This window comes from bacterium, assembly GCA_024224155.1.
Classification (GTDB): Bacteria; Acidobacteriota; Thermoanaerobaculia; order Multivoradales; family JAHEKO01; genus CALZIK01.
On the sequence record JAAENP010000569.1, the window covers coordinates 1 to 17,776 of the forward strand.

The following is a 17,776-nucleotide window of genomic DNA, read 5'->3' on the forward strand; positions in this document are numbered from 1 at the left end:
CTCCTGCTCTTCTGTCGTCGGCGCACGCCCCTCCTGACCCCCGCTCAGCTTCTTGCGCCACCGCCGGATCAGATCCGGACGCACATCCAGCTCCCGGGCTACATCGCTCAATCGGCGGCCGCTCTCGTACGCCAGACGAACCGCCTCGCGCTTGAACTCGTCACTAAAGCCCCGTCTCGTCTTGCCCATTCGTGAACTCCTTCCCGCCCATTCTCTGGGCTAGAAACTTGTCCACAAAATCGGGGCAACTCCAATCCCCTCGGGCGGTCACCTGCTTAACGCTCTCTGCAGGGATGCTGTGGAGGCGTGCCCATGGGGATGGACGGGCAGTTCCTGTAGTACCACTCGATCCCAGCCAGCTGGTCGAGTGGCTCGAACTCGGCCTCCGTCGGGCTGTGGTAGTTGTCGCACGCTCCTCCGAGGGCGCTTACGACCAGCACCAAGGACAGGACGATGATTCGTGAGAGCTTCATGGAGTGCCTCCTTTCGTTGAGGCGTATGGCGTGGGCGTGGATGCCCACGTCGAGAACGTTGGGGAAGTGGGTTGGCACGAGGCTGTTGCGGCCATCAGTCGACTCCTGCGATGAGCGCCGGTGCGGAGTCGCGCGCGATCTCCTGGGAAGTCAGCCAGCGCTCGGCAACGGCGCGGCATTCCTCGGGCTGAACCTGGCGGCTGAGCGGGTCGGAGTCGTGGAGGTTGGACATGGTGTAGGCATGGCAGGCCAGGTCCTCAGGCGCGTCGCGCAGTCCGAGCGCGTGTCCCAGTTCGTGCGCCAGGAGGTCGACCGGTGATCTGCATGAGCGCAGGCGACCGGTCCGGTCGACGGCGAACGCGTAGAGGACAATCGTCCGGCCGCGAAAGCTTCCGCAACGCGGGAGCCCGCTGCTGGTTCTGGCGAACCGCACCACGAGTGTCTGGCTTCCTTCTCGCCCGACGAAGAAGGGCGGGAAGCCGTCCTCGTACTCCCGGCAAGCCGACCAGCGGCCGACGGCTTCCTCCACGATCCTTCGCGCAACGCTCTTGTCGAAGACGATCCCTATGCCATCCGAGAGGCGGGGATTGCCCTGTTTGAGCGCGGTGCAGGCTTGTTGTGCGAGCTCGACGCCCGGGCTTTCGGCTCTGACCGCTCTGGCCGGAAGCGCCGAGAGCGCCCCGAGAAGGACTAGAAATACGGTGATTTTCCTCATGGATGCTCGTCCCGGTCGGTCCAAGACCAGGGGAGCAGTCGGTCAATGAGGAAGTCCTGATGCGGCGGTGAGGGAACTCTAAGGCGTGCGCCTCGTAAGAAAGCCGTCAGCTAACGCCAATCCAACGTGCCAAGCTCGATCTGGTAGGGGACGATGACGACGCGCATGGTGAGATTTCTGCTGGTGTTTCTCGTGAGCTGCCTGGCGGCGCTTTGGGCCGGAGTCGCCCCGGCAGCCGGAGCGGGCGAAGCTGCCGGGCTCGCCCCGACGGCAGTGCCGATCGGCGGCGACCGATTCCTGCTGGCCGGGCGGAGGGGCGCGGTCGCTTTCGAGGTTCGAGAGTCCGGCGGCGGTTATGTCGCGACCGAGATCTGGCGGAGCTCGGAGCTCAAGCTGAGCTTCGCGACGCCGGTCGTCCACGAGGGCTTCATCTACGGGTTCAGCGGCGAATTCCTGACCTGTGTCTCCGCGCGCGACGGCTCTCGGGTGTGGCGGTCGAGGCCGCCGGGCGGCCGGGGCCTGATCGTCCTCGACGGCCGGCTGGTGATCTTCGGCGCCGGAGGTGCGCTGGTGGTTGCCGAGGCGTCGCCCGACGGATACGAGGAGCTGTCACGCGCCGAGATCCTCGGTCGCTCCAGCTCGACCTATCCCAGCTTTGCGAGCGGCACGATCTTCGTGCGAGACACCCGCGAGATCGCTGCGGTGAAGGTAGTGGCAGGCAAAGCGCGGGTTGCGGAGCGACGCGCTTCGGGTCTTGAGAGCGAGTTCGCACGCTTCGTCGAGAAGGTCGAGCGCTCCGACGACAAGAAGGCTCTGATCGACGAGTTCATGGAAGCTCAGGACGAATTTCGAATCGTCGAGAACCGCCGCCTGGTGCACTTCGTCTACCGAGGCGAGGCCGAGGACGTCGGGATCACCGGCAGCATGACCGAGCTCAAGCTGGAAGAACCGATGACGCGGATCGTAGGCACCGACCTTTTCCACCGGACCTACTCGATCGAGCCCGGCGTGCGCTGGGAGTACATCTTCAAGGTCGACTTCGAGCAGCGCCGGCTCGACCCGCTGAATCCGCGTCGCGCCCCGGGCGAAGAAGGCGAGGTCTCCGTGCTGGCGATGCCCGGGTGGAGGGCCGCCGAGCACCTCGAGCCCTATCGGAGCAGCGCCCCCGGCCGGCTCGAGAGCTTCGAGCTCGACAGCGAGATCCTGGCGGCCAAGCGGCGCATCGAGGTCTATCTACCGCCGGGCTACGAGCGAGAGCGGCGGGCCTACCCAGTACTGGTCTTCAACGGCGTCGGCGACGCCTGGCTCAGGCTGGCGAACCTGCCCAACTCGCTGAACCACCTGATCGGCCGGCAAATGGTCCTCGTGATCGCGGTTCTTGTCAACCAGCCGAGCGAAGCGGCGCGCGATCAATTCGGTGGACCTCGCTCGGGCGAGTACGTGAGCATGCTGGCGGACGAGTTGCTGCCCTATCTGGACGCCCACTACCGGACCATTCGCGGTCCAGCCTCGCGAGCGGTTCTGGGCGTCGGCAACGCCGGCATGATGGCGGCTTTTGCGGCCCTCGAGCGCCCGGAGATCTTCGGCATGGCCGGCGGCCTCTCGGTGCAGTTGCTGGACCCGCTCGGCAGCAAGCTCATGACTCGGCTTCTCGAAGGCGAGCGGGTCTCCGACAGCCGGTTCTTCGTCACCTGGAACCGCTACGAGCTGCGCCGGGAGGAGTGGGGACTCGACCTCGGCGAAGACTGTCGGCGCCTGGTCGAAGCGCTCACTCTTGCCGGCCACGACGTTGACGGCCTCGAGCTTCTCGACAGCGCGGGATGGGGCGCCTGGCAGGCGCAGGTGGCCGAGCCGCTGGTGTGCTTCTTTCCGTTGGAAGCGGAGCTCGCCTTGCCCGCCAAGGCGCGGGCTCGGCCGGGTGGTGTCGGAAGCAGTTCTTCGCGCTAGGGGACCGTTTGACACCGGGGGCCCTATATCGTAGATTTACGCTAATCGAGAAGGCCGAAAACGGGTCTATGACCTGTGGGTCGATGGCGTGCGCTCACCGCTCTGCAGGCAACGGGAATCGGGCCATCTCGAGACCGGCCGGCGAGGACTCATCATGCCCGAGATCCAATCCTCCGTGCTCGAGCGCATCGGCGACACCCCGTTGATCGAGCTCGGGCCGGTTGTTCCCGAGGACTGCGCGAGAATCCTGCTGAAGGTTGAGTCAGAGAATCCGACCGGCAGCATGAAGGATCGCATGGCCCTGGCAATGATCGAAGCCGCCGAGAAGGACGGCCGGCTGAAGGAGGGCGGCCACGTCATCGAGTACACGGCGGGCAGCACCGGGGTCTCACTCGCGATGATCTGTGCGGCCAAGGGCTACAAGCTCAGTATCGTCACATCAGACGCGTTCAGTGCCGAGAAACTGAGCCACATGGCGGCCTTTGGCGCCGACCTGACGATCGTGCGCAGCGTCGAGGGGCGCATGGATGCGGCCCTGACCCGGAACATGATCGAAGCGGCCCGCCAGATCACCGAGGAGACCGGCGGCTTCTGGACCGATCAGCTTGAAAACGCGGACCAGCTCAGCGCGTACCACAAGATGGGTACCGAGATCTGGGAGCAGACGGGGGGTGAAGTGGATGCGTTCGTCCATTTCACCGGTACCGCCGCATCTTCGCGCGGCGTCTCCGAAGCCCTTCACGGATACAACCCTGACATTCATTGCGTGGCGGTCGAGCCCGCCGAATCCGCGGTGCTGTCGGGAAGCGATCCGGGGGCCCACAAGATAGAAGGGGTGGGAGCGGGCTTCGTGGTTCCGCTGTGGAGGCCTGAAGCGATTGATGAGATCGCGACCGTCTCGACGGAGGAGTCGATGGAGATGGCCCGGCGACTTGCGAAGATCGAGGCGATCTTTGCGGGCACGTCTACCGGGGGCAACGTCGCCGCGGCACTCGAGGTGGGACGGCGCTTGGGTCCTGGCGCGACCGTCGTGACGGTGATGTGCGACTCGGGGATGAAGTATCTCTCGAAGGAACCCTACAGCGGCGGGCTGGAAGCTTCCGCCAGGGACTGGAACGGCGCCAGGGAATGACCGGCCTGTTCGTCGAGCTTGAGTCGACGACGGGTCGCGATGGTCAGGCCGGCGGCAAGATTTCAAAAAACCGCGGAGACTCTTTCGCGGAACCACTCGACGTGCTCGACCACGATGCAGTAGCAGGTCGCCGGCCCCTGGATCTTGCCCTCGATCCAACCGGCGTCTCGCAACACCTTGAGGTGTTGAGAGACGGTCGCTTGGGCGATCGGCAAGTGGTCGACCAGGTCGCCGGTGATGCACCCCGGGTGGGTCAGGAGAAACTTCATGATCTCGAAGCGGATGGGGTTGCCGAGTGCTTTGAACATCCGCACCAGTCGTTTCTCCTCGGCCTTGCTGAGGTCGAGAGTGCAACAGAGCTCGGGCACGCTCGCCCTTTTTGTACGAGTAGCTCCAACCATGGAATCGAGAATAGAGGCCTCTTTGATTGGAGGTCAAGCAGCAGGGCTGACGGACACGGAGGCGGAAAAGACTCGGTTCACCGGCCTTGACACGAGGCACTCGTTATCGTACAAATACGATAATGAAAGTACCATACCGCTACTACCGAGCAGACGAGCTAGCGCTGCGTGCCGATGTCCCCGGGGCGCGTTTCTTCGAGGTCTCGCTGGAGCGGTCGATGCTCACGTACTTCGAACTGGAGCCGGGAGCCTCGTTTCCCGAGCACAGCCACGAGAGCGAGCAGATCACCCTCGTGCTATCCGGTCATCTCGTTTTCGACATGGGGGGCGAGGAGGTCGTCGTTGGACCGCGGGAGGCAATCGCGATTCCCGGCGACATGCCCCACGCCGTGCGCAGCGTCGACTCGGTGGTGGCCGTTGACGCGTGGTCGCCGCCCGCGGAGAGGCTCCGCGCTCGGCCCACAGCACGAGGCAATCTGCACGGGCATGACGTCCGAGGCTGCTGAGAGGAGAAAATACGATGCTGCCGAAGCGACAACTCGAAGCTTGGTCCAAGTACTACGATTCCGCTCGCCACAACGAGTTCTTGGACGAAAAGACAACCCTGATGATTCATCTGGCTACGGCCATGAGCGTTGGCTGCTACCCGTGAATGGAAAGCTACTTTGGCGTGGCCAAAGAACTGGGCATCAGCAGGGAAGAGATCGGTGCCGTCGAGGCGATCGTGGTAGCCGTCATGGGGGGCCAGGTGCAAGCCAAGTTCCGCGAAGCGAGGCGCAACCTCCAGCGAAGAACGAGCGGTGATTCCTCTCCTTCAGATGGCGCCTGCTGAGCGCATGCAGGATGGCAGGTTCCAGAATGCGCAATCGTCCAGAGACGTCCGAGTACGATCCTTTCTTTTCGACATATATCGACCAGGTGCCGGATGGAGACATTCTCTCGATCCTGGCCGAGAGTCTCGAAAAGACGATGACACTTCTGGCGACCTGTCCGGAAGATCAGGAGCGGTATCGCTATGATCCCGGCAAGTGGTCGATTCGCGAGGTCGTCGGTCACATCAGCGACGCAGAGCGCCTCTACGCCTATCGGACCCTTCACCTTGCGAGGGCGGATCCCTCTCCGCTTCCCGGTATGAATCCCTTGGTTTGGGCCGGAAGCTCGAACGCCTCGGATCGTCCCCTGTCGCATCTCGTGGAAGAGCTCGCGGCCGTCAGGGCTGCTACCGTACGCCTCATGTCCTCGTTCGATGAAGCAACCTGGAGGGCGACAGGCGTCGCCGGCGGCCGCCCCTTCACCGTCCGCTCCCTGGCCTACGTGATCGCGGGTCATGAGATCCATCATCGCAGCGTGCTCGAGGAGCGCTACCTCGACGGTATCTGATGTGACCGGGAAAGGAATCCCCGGCCGGCCACAGGCCGCTCGGCCCGGACACGAGGCCAAACCGGTGATAGGAGCTCTGCGCCGGGCGCTCCACCATGCCGAAGCCTACATGGGCAGCTTGGAGGAGCGACCGGTCGGCCAGCCGGTTGATCTGGACGAGCTTCGCTCCCGATTGAGCATCGAGCTCGGCAATGAGGGGGTCGAAGCCGAGCGGGTGATCGACGAGCTTGTCGCGGCGACCGAGGGCGCGCACCTGGGCTCCGCCGGAGGACGCTTCTTTGCCTGGGTGGTCGGTGGCGCCCTGCCGGCGGCACTTGCCGCCGACTGGCTGGCCGCTGCCTGGGATCAGAACGCTGCACTGTATGCCTCGGGCCCGGCAGCCGCCGTTGTCGAGGAGGTAGCAGGGTCCTGGCTCAAGGCCCTGTTCGGCCTGCCCCCTGAGGCTTCGTTCGCGTTCACGACCGGGTGTCAGATGGCCCACTTCACGGGCTTGGCGGCCGCTCGGCACGCGGTCTTGCGGCGGGTCGGATGGGACGTCAACGAGCTCGGTCTTTTCGGCGCGCCGCCCATCCGGGTATTGACGAGCTCGGAGCGCCACCCATCGGTCGACCGCACTTTGCGCTATCTGGGTCTTGGCAACAAGGACATTGTTCCCTTGCGAACGAACGACGAGGGCTGCGTAGCCGCGGCGGCTCTCGAAGAAGAGCTCGTGCCGACGGGCATTCCGACAATTGTCGTGTTGGATGCCGCGGATCTGAACATCGCGGCGTTCGATCCCTTTGCGGAGTTGATTCCCATTGCCAGAAAAGCCGGAGCGTGGGTGCATGTCGACGGCGCCTTTGGCTTGTTTGCCCGAGCGAGCGAAGCCAAGGCAAGGCATCTGAGAGGGGTGGAGATGGCGGACAGCTGGGCGGTGGACGCTCACAAGTGGCTGAACGTTCCGTACGATTGCGGCATCGCCTTTGTGCGCGATAGCGATGCGCACAGAGCGGCGATGAGCGTCGAGGCTTCCTACCTGGTAGCGACCAAGACGGCCCGCGACCAGATGGACTGGAATCCGGAGTGGTCTCGCCGGGCTCGCGGCTTCGCGGTTTACGCCGCTCTGCGCGAGCTGGGTCGAGACGGACTGCAGGCGCTGGTCGACCGGACCTGCGAGCAAGCTCGGGCCCTGGTCGACGGCATGGGCGCCCTCGAGGGAGCCGAGGTGCTCTGGCGGCCGCGGCTGAATCAGGGACTGATTCGCTTTCTCGACCCGCGGCCAGGCGCCAAGCCTTCCGATCACGACGCCCGGACGGATGCGGTCATCGAGGCGATCAACGTGACGGGTGAGGCCTTTGTCGGCGGCACGACCTGGCGTGGAATGCGGGCGATGCGGATCAGCGTCGTCAACTGGCAGACGACTGACCGCGATGTCGAGCGGTCGATTGCCGCCGTGGCAAGGGTCTTGGGGAGTTCGGCCTCACGGTTGCGCTAGCGGCCCCTCGTTCTTCATGGCCTCGACGAAGAGCATCGGAACCTTGGTCCGGATCTCGCCCTCCTGGGCCGCGATCTGGTCGAGCTTCCTCTCGAGTCGCACAAAGGCCTCGGGCTCGTCCTTCTTGTCGACGCAGGCGCGCCAACCGTCGAGAAAGCCGACTCGCGAGAGACGATGCTCGAGAAGAGCGCGGCCGTCCGCATAGCGCAGGTTAAATGAGTCCTCGACCATTCGGCTGACGACGAAGCCGCCATTCTCCAGAAGCGCCCGAACGGATGCCCGGGTCCCCCGGTGCGCCTCGTTCTCGGCGAGCCGCTCGAGGTACTCCGGCCGGCCGAACTCTCTCAAGACCTCGCGAAAGACGGCATAGAACTCCCGCATGTGCCCACTGAGATTGGTCGTGAAGGCAGCCGTTCCGTGCCTCTTGAGCACCCGGTTGCACTCGGAGGCCACGGCTTCCGGATCTTCAAAGTTGTTGATTCCGAGGTTCGATACGACCAGGTCGAACTCTGCGTCGGCGAAGGGCAGGGAGACCGCGTCCGCCGCATGGAACTCCACGTTGGAAATCCCCCAGTGCTCGCGCTTCATCTCGGCGCGGGTCAAGGCTTCCTTCCAGATGTCGACGCCCACCACTCTCGAGCGCGGCCCGAGCAGCTGGGCCAGCTCCAGCGCGGGGAACCCGGCGGCGGTGCCCAGGTCGAGCACGACGACCCCGGGCCGGAGCCTCAGGTTGTCGAGGAGGAGCACGCCGAACCGTGCGGACCATAGGGTCAGCTCGTCGAACGTCGCGACGAAGGTGGGATCCTCGAGGTCGAACGTGCTGCTGAGAACCGGTCCTCTTCCGTTGTTCTGCATGGTCGTTACCTCGAGCGTCTTCTGATCGCTAAAAAACGATTATACATTCAGAGTCCGAGCGCCCAGAACCGGCCCGTCAAGACTCTCGCGGCGCGCCCACGCAGAGGTTGCAGCTGAAACCTTAGCCGAGCCTCTTGCGTAATGACAACTATGATTGTCATTATCAAGAAACGGAGGTTCCGATGACCCGGAAGAGCAACTACCTCAAACCCGCCGTTTGGGGCTTCTACATCGTCGTGGTGCTCGAGTTCCTGTTCATGATCAGCCCGTTCGCTCTGCATTTCTATTCGGCTTACGGCCCGGCGCTCAACGTGCTGCATGCCTCGCCCGCGACATCCTGGCTGACCGGGTTCTTTCTGCCTCACTTCTCGACCACCGCCAGCCCGGTGCTCAACCAGCTCCGAGAAGTCGGTCTGTTTGTGGCCGCGATCGGATTGGCGCTCTTCTTGATCGGAGCCGTACAGGTATACGGGAGCAAGCTCTTGCGTCGGGGGGCGGTGACCGGAGGCCTCTATCGATGGGTTCGGCATCCGCAGTATCTGGCGCTGGCGGTTCTGGGCTTGGGCGTGGTTCTGGTTTGGCCCCGGTTCCTGGTTCTGCTGAGCTATCTCGCCATGCTGTTTCTCTATTACTTGCTGGCGCGCTGGGAGGAGGAGAGATGCCTGGCGAGGTGCGGCGACAGCTACCGCGACTATCTCCGGCGGACCGGCCGGATTCTGCCGAGGCTCCCTGGGCGTGCCCCGGCCGTACCGCAGCCGCTCGAGGCCCGGCGCCTCGTGGTCTGGCTGGCCATCACCCTGCTGGCCGGCCTCGGACTGGCGCAGGCGCTGAGGATCTACTCGCTCGGTCAGGTGAGCTCTCTCTACACAGAGACCACGGCGGTGCTCTCTCCCGCGGTGCTCCCCGCCGAGGAGCTCGAAGCGGCCTACCAGGTCGCTTTGACCAACGCCGAGCTGACCGAGAGGCTCGCGGCCGCCGGGCTCGACGCTCGCTTCGTGGCCTACGTCGTTCCCATCGACTGGTTTCTCCCGGATCTACCGCTTCATACGGAACAGGAGATCCGAGAAGTCGGAGGCGGTCACCGAACCGGCGCCTTCGAGCGCGGTCGATACAAGATCCTGTTCACCCGGGCTCGACTCCATTCCGGGGCGACCGGGAGGGCCATCGTCACCGGCGCCTACGGCAGGGATCCGGTGCTGATCGTTCGGGTCGACACCGAGTCGAAGTCCGTGCTCGGTACCTCAGAGCCGCCCGATCACGTGATCTGGGGAGACATTCCCACTCCGATGATCTAGCAGTCCGTGGTAGAAGTGGAGATGGCCGCTCGAGAAAACCGCCAAGCGCGCAGCGAAGCCCACGAGGTCGTGGACGCCTTCACCTACGAGGTCGCGTTGCTGTTCTTTCGCATGAAGCTCGCGGCGACCCAGTTTCTCGGCCAGGGCAAGCACTCCTCGGGGAGGCGCAGCCTACTGAAGAGCCTGGGGAGGGACGGGCCGCAGACCGTGCCCGCGATGGCGCGAGTCCGAGCGGTCAGCCGGCAGCACATTCAGAAGCTGGTCAACGAGCTGCGAGAGGATGGACTGGTGACCGCCAAGACCAACCCCGCGCACAAGCGCTCGAAGCTGATCGTCCTGACCCCTGCCGGAGAGTCCTTTCTCGACGAGATGAACGCTCGTGAGGCGGAGCTCCTCGAGCAGCTGGCCGAGGGCAAGTCCCTGGCCGAGTTCCGGCGCGCGACACGACTCGTGCAAGAGGTCCGGGCTCGGCTAGAGAGCCGGGAGTGGCAGGAGAGCGCGGCCCGGGAGAGAATCGGCGCTTTAGGAGAGGCCAATGTCAGAAAACGTATGTCTAGCTTGTGAACGGGGCTCCGAAGAGATCCCGCTGATCGTGCTCGAGTACCGGGGCGCGCAGTTCCGGATCTGTCCGCAGCACCTACCGGTGTTGATTCATGATCCGACCCGTCTGGTGGGTCGTCTGCCGGGCGCCGAAGAGATGACGCCGGCCGAGCATCACGACTGAGCCTTCGGCGGCCGGCGCTTCAGAAGGTCTCGATCGGAGGGCGGACCTCGCAATCCCATTGGACGCCAGTCGCCCATCCCGCGGTTGCGGGTGCTGAATAGGCCTCGATCCTAGGACACGAGATAGGCCCAGATGCTCAGGGTCCGATCGAAGGGAGCTTGGTTGAAGGGGAAGACTTGCACCCAAGGTCCCATCACCGGAAGCCGAGCCGAGTAGCTGCTGATCTTCCACTGGCTCCCGTGCCAGGCGTTGCTGCCCGAAATGCTGATCATGTTCGGGCTCTGCGGCGGCGCGAGGTTCTCTTCCAGATTGACGTAGCGGCGGGAGCCCATCTTGCCGTTGCGGTCGAAGGCGAAGATGACGCCGAGATCGACGGGCGGCTCGTCCGATTGTTTCTGGGAGAACTGAACGAAGAAGTTGATGTGGCGGTAGCCGTCGATCCGCTTGTACGGCGGCAAGCTGATGCCGACGCTGGCCGGGATTACATGGTCGGTCATGAACTTGATGACCCTGGTGCAGGGTTTCTCACAGGGTTGCTTCAGCTTAGCCATCTTCTGTCTCCTTTCAGGAGCTTGGGTCTCACGAGCCGCCCCCCATCCGGTGCTTTGGTGAGCTTCCTGCCGAGCTTCGGGGGTCGCAATACCCGAACGGGTGGGCCGAGCATCCCGATGGAGCGGCAGGAACCACTGCGCTCTTCCGTGGGCTGGCGGGGAGTGTAGCAGCAGGAAAGAACGCGCTCGCCCCGATTGACGCGGGAGACGCTGAGCGCTAGCCTGAAACTGCAGGGGCACAGGCTGCGACCCGGAGGACCAATTCCGCCGATCCGTGGATTCGTCGCGATACCTCGAGCGATCGCGGGTCGAGGCAATTGGAGACGCCACGGAGGCCCGTGCCCCCAGAGGCGGGTGATCCGAGCTCGGGCGAGTGCGGGGCCCGCTGAGCAGTTCCGACACCCGAGACCCGTAGCGTCATGACCGGCCGGTCGCTCTTGCATTACCGAATCCTCGAGAAACTCGGGGCCGGTGGGATGGGCGACGTCTATCTCGCCGAGGACCGGCGTCTCAAGCGCCGGGTGGCTCTCAAGGTGCTGCCGAAGGAGTTTGCGGCCCTTCCGGAACGGCTTAACCGATTCCGGAGGGAGGCCGAAGCGGTGGCAGCGCTGAGCCACCCCAACATCGTGACGATTCACTCGGTGGAAGAGGCGGAGGGTGTCCACTTCCTGACCATGGAGCTGCTGCAGGGCAAGACGCTCGCTCGCCTGATCCCGCGCGGCGGTCTACCGGTCAGGCGCTTCTTCGAGATCGCGGTTCCCCTTGTGGACGCCCTGGTGGCGGCGCACGAGAGGCGGATCGTTCACCGCGACCTCAAGCCGACCAACGTCATGGTGAGCGACAGGGGCGTGGTCAAAGTGCTCGACTTCGGGCTGGCGATCCTGAGGAGAGAGCCCGAGTCGAGCGATGCGGACGAGCTGCCGACCGTGACCTGGACCGAGGAAGGCCGGATCCAAGGCACGGTTCCCTATATGTCTCCCGAGCAGATCCGTGGCGCGTGGGTCGGCCCCGAGTCGGACATTTTTTCACTCGGAGTCGTTCTGTATGAGATGGCCACCGGACGGCGTCCGTTCCAGGGCGAGACTTCCGCCGACGTGGTCTCGGCTGTGCTTCGGCACGAGCCGCGACCGGTGACCGACCTGCGGCCGGAGCTTCCGTACCACCTCGGACGGATCATCGGACATTGTCTGGTCAAAGACCCGAAGCACAGGTTTCGCTCGACCCAGGACCTTCGCGACGAGCTCGAGGCGCTCCGAGAAGAAGTGGAGTCTGGCCAGATTCGCTCCGGGGCATTGTCGAGCGCGGAGCTTGCTGCAAGCAAGCCCAAGCGCCGCCGACGCTGGCTGGCCGCCGCCCTGGCAGTCGTGGCTCTCCTGGCGGTGGGGAGTTGGTATCTGACCCGCGAAAGCGAAGAACCGAGCTGGCCGGTCAGCTACGAGACCCAAGAGCTCCTCAACCAGGCACATCACCTCGAGCAACGTGGCGACACCCAGGAGAATCTGGCGGCAGCCGAGGAGCGCTACCGCCGGGCTCTGGCTCTTGAACCGGGTCGCCCTGAGATCCAAGCTCGGCTGGCCGCCGTCCTGGCGAGACTCCAGCTCAAATCGGCGGATGCCGAGCGCGCCGACGAGATCCGCCGGCTCACCGATCAGGCCCTGGAGGAGGATTCCGATCAAGGAATGGCCTACGTTGCGCTCGGCCGCCTGTCCCTGCTCGAGGGTGATGCCGTTTCGGCCGACAAGCTGGCGCGGCGCGCCATCGAAGCGACCCCTGAGGACTACTGTGCCTACACTCTTCTCGGCCAATCCCTCGTCCTCCAGGATCGACCCGACGAAGGACTGCGACAACTTCGAGAGGGAGTGATTCGCGCGGGAGCCGACATCCGGGCCCGTTTGGCTCTGGCCCGCGAATTGATGCGTCTCGGACGCTTCCACCTGGCGGCGGCGGAGTATGAGCTCGTGCGCGAGTCCGACCCCGATTCGCAACTGGCTTTGAACAACCTGGCCATCCTCTATGCCAGGAGCGGACGCGATCTGGACGCCATTCCGCTGCTCAAGCGTCTGCTTACGCTGGGCGACGATGACGCGGCGGCCGTCAACCTCGGCATGATCTACCTCCGTCAGGACCGAGCCGGCGAAGCCGTCGAGGCTTTTCTCGACGCCTACCGGATGAATCCGGACAAGCCGCTCATTCCGCACAGTCTGGGCGAGGCGTACGAGAAGCTCGAGGATTTCGAAACAGCCCGCGAGTGGTTCGCGACCGCGATCGACAGCTACGATCGAGACTTGGCTGCCGGCGGACGGCGCTCCTGGCTCGGGCTACGCGCGGTATGCGCTGCGAAGCTCGCTCGATTCGATGAAGCGCTGCAGAACCTCCGAGAAGTGCTCGAGCTCGCGCCGAACGATCCCGATCCACTTTTCAATGCGGCTCAAGTCCACGCGCTCGCGGGCGATCGAGAACGGACTCTCGACTATGTGCAGCTGGCGTTCGAGGCCGGCTATCCGCGCCAGGAGTTCCTGCGTGACCTTTCCTTCAGGGCCTTCTGGGACGACCCGGAATTTCTGGATCTTCTGGAGGCGGAGCCGGGACTCTAGTCGCGGAACGCCTGTTCCTGAGCGAAGATCGCTACCGCTTCAGGGCTGAATGTCCCACGGATCGACGAAGGCGGCCATCGCCTCGCCGTCCGCGTCGAAGAGCGTCACCGTGAAGGCGAGCATCTGGCGCTCGCCCTGGTCGGACGCCTCCAGACGAAACGTCACCGTGTCACCGTTCGCGAACTCGATGGCTTCTCGTACCGGGTCAGCCCCACCTTCCGTGACGATGAGAACCTCGGGCCCCTTGGGGGGCGGTTCCCAAGAGCCGGGACCGCTTGGCACGAACTGCAGGGTCTCGAAGTCGGACAGGGTGAATCTCGCAAAATCGCTGGACGAGATATTCGCCGTCACCGTGAACTCGCACCAGCGCGGAATCACGGGGAGGCGAGGCTCGAATCTGAACAGACGACCCTCCACGAACGCTGTGATCTCGAACGACGGGATCTCCTGAGATGTCGCGGGTGTGGTCAAAAAGCCCGCGGCGGCCACCATTCCCAGGCAGACCCATGCTGCGGTTCTCATACGTCCTCCTTTCCTGGAGTGTTCCTCGCAGATTGTGCGCGCCGCCAAGTTGGCTTGGTAGGCGGCTCACTTCCGCCGAGCACTTCTGCTCGCAACGGTTCTGTCTAGCCCGTTGGCACAGGAAGAGCAATACCCTTAAGAATAGGCTTAAGCCCATTAGTCGGGGTGGGGCTAGGGAAGCGAGGGCCTAGGAAAGCCGTCTGGGCGCTGGCGCTCTATGGCCCGTATACGCTATGACCGTCGTCCGAAAGGGGGTGCTCGTCGATGAAGTCATTCCATCCCAGTCGTCTGTTTGTCGTCGCCTGGTTGTCTCTCTTGGTGGCGCCGCCGGCGGTCGCTCAGAAGCCGGCCGCGTCGCTTCGCGCCGAGCTCGAGATCGAAGAACGGCTTCTCGAGCGAGCTCGAGACCAGTACCGCGAGGCGCGCTCGGCGGAGCGCGATGCCGTGCGCGAGTACGAAGAGCTCGGCAGCCGCCAGGACGCGTTGCTCGACCGCGTGCTGCAGCGAACCCTTGCCGGCGAGCAAGTCGGGATCTCGGCTTCCGGCGAGACCTTGCCGCGAGCTGAGCCCTCTTTGATGCTTCCCCTGAGAGCGGGCGAGCGCGAGCTGGCCGGCGCTCGTGAGACCGCCCTTGCGCTGGCACGAGACAGCGCCCATCTCAGGCGTGACCTCATCGCGCGCGCGACGCGGATCGATGAATTGCGCTCGGCGATCGCCAAGCTCGATCGCGCCGGCCTGGTGAGCGACAACGGTCTCGATGGCCGGTGGCGGATCGAGTTGGCCGGCGCCGGCATCACTGGCCTGGTCGACTTCGACTCGGAGGGCACGCTGGTGACCGGCTCCTACCGCCTCACGAACGGCTCCCAGGGCTCGATCCGCGGCACGCTTTCGAACAACCGGCTAGAGCTCGAGCGGATCGATTGGAGGACTGGCTTCGATACCACGCTACGAGGCGAGCTCGACGCCGCGGCCGGCTCCATCCATGGCACCTGGACCGCGATCGACGTCTCGGGAGGTGCCCCCAGCAGCGGTGACTGGACCGCGAACAGGGTCCCGCGGGGGAGCCTGAGCCGCGAGTGACAGGCGGATCGGGCCCAGTCGAGACTCTCCAGCAGAATTGCGGCGCTCTCACTCGATCAGGTCGACTACGTCCAGCGGCTCCCTGCCCTGAGGAACCAGCTGCAGCATACCGCGGTCGAATGTCGCTAGTCGACCTCCATGGCGGATCGCCAGGCTCAAGAGGTGGGCATCGGTGACCTGGCGGTGGCCGACGAGCCGCTGTCGAGAGACGAGCTCGTCGGTGGCAAGCGACACGTCGTCGGTCCAGAAGACGTGCCCGGGCTGCGCGACCATGATCTCGAGTAGTTGAATAGCCTCCGCCGGGCTGCGCGCCTCGGGGGTCGTCGCCGGGTTCGAGGAAACCCGGACGAAGCCACTCTCGGTGACGGAACAGGTCGCCCAACCACGTGGTTGCTGCTCGGCGAACCAGAGATGGGCCGTCTCATGGTGAATGTGGTTGGGCCAGGCGAGCGCGACCAGCGCGTTGACGTCGAGAAGAGAGATCATCTACTCGTCGTCGAGGGCCTGTCCGACTTCCTCTGGGCCGAAAACCGCCGAGTCCTCCCTTACCTCGAAGACCGGGAAGTCGTCTCGGTAGGTTACCGGCGCCGAGGGTTTCAAGCCCTTGCGAGCAAGCTCCGAGAGCACCGAGCCCAGCGACCGGCCGCGGGCTGCCGCCAGCGCTCGGGCAGCTTGAAGAACGTCGTCGTCGATGGTGAGGGTGGTACGCACAGGCGCATCATAGCATCATGATGCCCTATGCTGCCTACGGCATGATCCAGGGGGTGATCTCGATGGTGAGATCCGCTCCGCTCTCGACGACGAAGTCCTCGCCGAGCGAGACCATCTCGCCGGCGCGAAGCACCAGATCACCCTCCGGAGCCACGACCGTCGTGGCGTAAATCCAGAAGTACTCGCAGATTTGGATGACTCGATAGCCGTCCACGGTCACGCCCGCATAAACGTCGTCCTCGCAACGACCGAACTCGAAGGCGCCGGTGTCACAGGGAGTGTTGCGCGGGACACCGCGCATGTCCTTGGCCAGGGGGCAGGTGCCGCCGGCGTCGATGGCCGTGCTGTAGGAGAAGAGCTGGTGAGTGCGGAGCGGGCCGCCGTTGTTCAGCAGAAGGTCATCGACACCGAAAGCGGCCGGGCTGCCGCAGCCCCGGTTGTTGCCCAGGTCGACGATGTGGCTCGGGCTGCACTCGTAGCCGCCGATGCAGCCGCCGACGATACTGCGCTCGAGTTGCGTCGGATTGGAGATGTTCTCGATTGCGAGAATCCCCGCGACCGGGTCGTGAAATGGGTCTGTGTCGGTAGCTTCGTTGCCCCACAGCGTGCTCATCCGGACCGTCAGCCCGCCGAAGCTCTTGATGGCACCGGCCGTGAACGCGGTGTTGCCCGACAGCGTCGAGTTGGCGATCGTGGAGGCAAAGGTTCCTTCGTTGTGGATGGCCCCGCCGTGCCGGGTTGCCGTGTTGTCTCGCAGCAGACTGGAGGTGACGGTCAGGAGGCCGGAGTTCCAGATACCTCCTCCGTCACTGCTAGACGTGTTTTCCCGAATGTCGACCTCGACCAGGTTGAGGACTCCAGGTCCCGTGTTGCGGATGGCGCCGCCGTGTGTTGCGGAGCTCAGATGGAACTCGCTCGAATTGACTGACATCCAGCAGAATCCCGAGACGCAGATCTCTCCCGACTTGATCGCTCCACCTGTCCAGGTGGTCGTGTTGCCGCCGAAGCTGGTGTCATAGATGAAGGCAACACGCCGGTTGTAGATCGCCCCGCCTCCAGTCGAGCCGAAGCTCGCCGTTCCCTCTGCGCTGTTGTTGACGAAACTGCTGTCGACGACCGTCAGGACGCCCTTGTTGTAGACCGCGCCTCCCTGGGGCGCGAGGCCTTGCCAGATCTCGACGTTGTTCAGGGTCAGGTCGCCGTCCAATCCGACATGGAAGAGCCGCAGCGGCGGCGCCGACGTGGAGTTACGGCGGATCTTGTATCCGTTCCCGACAATGGTGATCTCGCTGGTGACGCTGGGAGTGCCGTTGGGACCATCGGTGTCGTTGTCGACGGCCACGAGCCACTGGTCCCAGGAAAGAATGATTCGGTCGGCGCCGCTGCCCGCCGGGCATCCGCTGAACGGAAGGTCGGTGTTGGCCGCCACGATCGCTTCGGGCAGTAGGCAGAAGCCATCGAGGTGAAGGTCGGCGGCGTAGGCCGGACCGGCGAACACTCCCAGACAGCAGCAAACGATGGCGAACGAAGCTCTGAGCAGCCGCATCGCAATCCCCCTTGATGCCTCGTTAATAGATGCGGAAGATCTTCTTCGCAATACCCCTACGACGGGGATTGCCAGGCCACCCGATCGGGTGGCCTCGGGTCGGAGCTCCTGATCCCGCTCGCGCAGGAATAGACCCGCCCGCGACAGGGGCGCATGGACGGCTCGATGGCTCGGCAGCGGGCGAGGTTGCCATCGGGCCGCAGCCTGTTGAGAGTACGGTACAGTTCGGGCGCCATGAGCGAGAAGCCGGGGCATGACAGCTGGCGCCACCGGATGCACGAGGTCATCTTCGAGGCCGACACGCCCGCCGGCAAGACCTTCGACGTCGCCCTGCTGCTGGCAATCGTCCTGAGCGTGGCTGCGGTCCTGCTCGAAA

At 64.5% G+C, this 17,776-nt stretch carries 22 protein-coding genes; 12 read left to right on the top strand and 10 right to left on the bottom strand.

Annotated features, from left to right (window positions below):
* The 3 genes from GY769_25965 to GY769_25975 form a co-directional block, all read right to left on the bottom strand.
* Nucleotides 1–189 (bottom strand): transposase (locus GY769_25965; GenBank protein ID MCP4205372.1); only part of this gene is annotated, 189 nt, incomplete at its 3' end.
* Nucleotides 190–275: 86 nt separating this feature from the next.
* The gene (locus GY769_25970; GenBank protein ID MCP4205373.1) at nucleotides 276–473 is read right to left on the bottom strand and encodes a hypothetical protein; all 198 of its coding nucleotides are present in this window, start codon (nucleotides 471–473) and stop codon (nucleotides 276–278) included.
* Between the two features lie 94 nt (nucleotides 474–567).
* The gene (locus GY769_25975; GenBank protein ID MCP4205374.1) at nucleotides 568–1,188 is read right to left on the bottom strand and encodes a hypothetical protein; all 621 of its coding nucleotides are present in this window, start codon (nucleotides 1,186–1,188) and stop codon (nucleotides 568–570) included.
* 165 nt (nucleotides 1,189–1,353) lie between these two features.
* On the opposite strand from GY769_25975, the gene GY769_25980 reads away from it, so the two are divergent.
* Entirely contained in the window at nucleotides 1,354–3,135 is a 1,782-nt protein-coding gene (locus tag GY769_25980; GenBank protein MCP4205375.1) for a hypothetical protein, read from the top strand.
* A gap of 154 nt (nucleotides 3,136–3,289) precedes the next feature.
* Nucleotides 3,290–4,267: a cysteine synthase family protein gene (locus tag GY769_25985; protein ID MCP4205376.1), complete on the top strand. Its 978-nt coding sequence runs from the start codon at nucleotides 3,290–3,292 to the stop codon at nucleotides 4,265–4,267.
* A 62-nt stretch (nucleotides 4,268–4,329) separates the two neighbouring features.
* Here the strand turns inward: GY769_25985 and GY769_25990 are convergent, their stop codons facing one another.
* Nucleotides 4,330–4,668, bottom strand: coding sequence for a winged helix-turn-helix transcriptional regulator (locus tag GY769_25990; GenBank protein ID MCP4205377.1), 339 nt, complete (start codon nucleotides 4,666–4,668; stop codon nucleotides 4,330–4,332).
* Between the two features lie 122 nt (nucleotides 4,669–4,790).
* Here GY769_25990 and GY769_25995 point away from each other — a divergent pair, with 122 nt between their 5' ends.
* The 4 genes from GY769_25995 to GY769_26010 all read left to right on the top strand — a co-directional run bounded on the left by GY769_25995 (nucleotide 4,791) and on the right by GY769_26010 (nucleotide 7,522).
* The gene (locus tag GY769_25995) at nucleotides 4,791–5,174 is read left to right on the top strand and encodes a cupin domain-containing protein (GenBank protein MCP4205378.1); all 384 of its coding nucleotides are present in this window, start codon (nucleotides 4,791–4,793) and stop codon (nucleotides 5,172–5,174) included.
* 146 nt (nucleotides 5,175–5,320) lie between these two features.
* The gene (locus tag GY769_26000; protein MCP4205379.1) at nucleotides 5,321–5,500 is read left to right on the top strand and encodes a hypothetical protein; all 180 of its coding nucleotides are present in this window, start codon (nucleotides 5,321–5,323) and stop codon (nucleotides 5,498–5,500) included.
* Between the two features lie 26 nt (nucleotides 5,501–5,526).
* The gene (locus tag GY769_26005) at nucleotides 5,527–6,048 is read left to right on the top strand and encodes a DinB family protein (GenBank protein ID MCP4205380.1); all 522 of its coding nucleotides are present in this window, start codon (nucleotides 5,527–5,529) and stop codon (nucleotides 6,046–6,048) included.
* 109 nt (nucleotides 6,049–6,157) lie between these two features.
* Nucleotides 6,158–7,522, top strand: a complete 1,365-nt coding sequence (locus GY769_26010; GenBank protein ID MCP4205381.1) for an aspartate aminotransferase family protein — start codon at nucleotides 6,158–6,160, stop codon at nucleotides 7,520–7,522.
* On the opposite strand, the gene GY769_26015 is transcribed toward GY769_26010, so the two are convergent.
* Nucleotides 7,508–8,377 carry a class I SAM-dependent methyltransferase gene (locus GY769_26015; GenBank protein MCP4205382.1) on the bottom strand — a complete coding sequence of 290 codons (870 nt, stop codon included), beginning with the start codon at nucleotides 8,375–8,377 and terminating at the stop codon, nucleotides 7,508–7,510. The two genes, GY769_26010 and GY769_26015, sit on opposite strands and share 15 nt — an antisense overlap.
* Before the next feature lie 182 nt (nucleotides 8,378–8,559).
* Here GY769_26015 and GY769_26020 point away from each other — a divergent pair, with 182 nt between their 5' ends.
* Genes GY769_26020 through GY769_26030 form a run of 3 tightly spaced genes read left to right on the top strand, consistent with a single transcriptional unit; the run spans nucleotide 8,560 to nucleotide 10,396 of the window.
* Complete coding sequence (locus GY769_26020) at nucleotides 8,560–9,672, top strand: isoprenylcysteine carboxylmethyltransferase family protein (protein ID MCP4205383.1); 1,113 nt, start codon at nucleotides 8,560–8,562, stop codon at nucleotides 9,670–9,672.
* Between the two features lie 21 nt (nucleotides 9,673–9,693).
* The gene (locus GY769_26025; protein ID MCP4205384.1) at nucleotides 9,694–10,236 is read left to right on the top strand and encodes a MarR family transcriptional regulator; all 543 of its coding nucleotides are present in this window, start codon (nucleotides 9,694–9,696) and stop codon (nucleotides 10,234–10,236) included.
* Nucleotides 10,208–10,396, top strand: coding sequence for a hypothetical protein (locus tag GY769_26030; protein ID MCP4205385.1), 189 nt, complete (start codon nucleotides 10,208–10,210; stop codon nucleotides 10,394–10,396). Before GY769_26025 ends, GY769_26030 begins: the two co-directional genes overlap by 29 nt.
* Nucleotides 10,397–10,506: 110 nt before the next feature.
* Here GY769_26030 and GY769_26035 read toward each other — a convergent pair whose 3' ends face one another.
* On the bottom strand, nucleotides 10,507–10,947 hold the full coding sequence (locus GY769_26035; protein MCP4205386.1) for a hypothetical protein: 441 nt from the start codon (nucleotides 10,945–10,947) through the stop codon (nucleotides 10,507–10,509).
* Between the two features lie 419 nt (nucleotides 10,948–11,366).
* On the opposite strand from GY769_26035, the gene GY769_26040 reads away from it, so the two are divergent.
* Nucleotides 11,367–13,541, top strand: coding sequence for a protein kinase (locus GY769_26040; GenBank protein ID MCP4205387.1), 2,175 nt, complete (start codon nucleotides 11,367–11,369; stop codon nucleotides 13,539–13,541).
* A 39-nt stretch (nucleotides 13,542–13,580) separates the two neighbouring features.
* Here the strand turns inward: GY769_26040 and GY769_26045 are convergent, their stop codons facing one another.
* Entirely contained in the window at nucleotides 13,581–14,063 is a 483-nt protein-coding gene (locus GY769_26045) for a hypothetical protein (protein ID MCP4205388.1), read from the bottom strand.
* A gap of 264 nt (nucleotides 14,064–14,327) precedes the next feature.
* Here GY769_26045 and GY769_26050 point away from each other — a divergent pair, with 264 nt between their 5' ends.
* A complete protein-coding gene (locus tag GY769_26050; GenBank protein MCP4205389.1) occupies nucleotides 14,328–15,143 on the top strand; it encodes a hypothetical protein in 816 nt (271 codons plus the stop codon).
* 48 nt (nucleotides 15,144–15,191) lie between these two features.
* On the opposite strand, the gene GY769_26055 is transcribed toward GY769_26050, so the two are convergent.
* The 3 genes from GY769_26055 to GY769_26065 are packed head-to-tail and all read right to left on the bottom strand — an operon-like array spanning nucleotide 15,192 to nucleotide 17,400.
* Nucleotides 15,192–15,626: a PIN domain-containing protein gene (locus tag GY769_26055; GenBank protein ID MCP4205390.1), complete on the bottom strand. Its 435-nt coding sequence runs from the start codon at nucleotides 15,624–15,626 to the stop codon at nucleotides 15,192–15,194.
* A gap of 3 nt (nucleotides 15,627–15,629) precedes the next feature.
* On the bottom strand, nucleotides 15,630–15,854 hold the full coding sequence (locus GY769_26060) for an antitoxin (GenBank protein MCP4205391.1): 225 nt from the start codon (nucleotides 15,852–15,854) through the stop codon (nucleotides 15,630–15,632).
* Nucleotides 15,855–15,888: 34 nt separating this feature from the next.
* Nucleotides 15,889–17,400, bottom strand: coding sequence for a hypothetical protein (locus tag GY769_26065; GenBank protein ID MCP4205392.1), 1,512 nt, complete (start codon nucleotides 17,398–17,400; stop codon nucleotides 15,889–15,891).
* Between the two features lie 234 nt (nucleotides 17,401–17,634).
* Between GY769_26065 and GY769_26070 the strand changes: the two genes are divergently transcribed.
* A partial coding sequence (locus GY769_26070; GenBank protein ID MCP4205393.1) for an ion transporter occupies nucleotides 17,635–17,776 on the top strand: 142 nt, incomplete at its 3' end.